At 72.9% G+C, this 229-nt stretch carries 1 pseudogene; it reads right to left on the bottom strand.

The annotated features are described in order from the left end of the window. Nucleotides 1-229 (bottom strand): annotated as a pseudogene (locus AB2B41_RS23850) (dipeptide epimerase); the annotation flags it as partial.

Raw genomic sequence — 229 nt, 5'->3', positions numbered from 1 at the left:
GCTCGGGCCGTCCCGCCAAGTCCCAGACCCGCTTGCCCGACCGCTTCGCCTCCAGATCCCACAGCGCGCTGTCCACCGCGTTCCGCGCCGCCCCGGCGGGCCGCAAATCGTAAAGCCCTTCCCGGCTCACGCCCTCAGGCCCCCCTTCAATCTGCGCCGTCACACTCTCCCGAGTCGCGTCATACCGCGCGTCTGGCACGCGTGCGCCCCCCGCCGTCGCACCACCCTC

Source organism: Sulfitobacter sediminis (assembly GCF_040811725.1).
GTDB classification, from domain to species: domain Bacteria; phylum Pseudomonadota; class Alphaproteobacteria; order Rhodobacterales; family Rhodobacteraceae; genus Sulfitobacter; species Sulfitobacter sediminis.
Note: the sequence above shows the minus strand (reverse complement) of the source record. Positions and strands in the feature narration are given on the sequence as shown.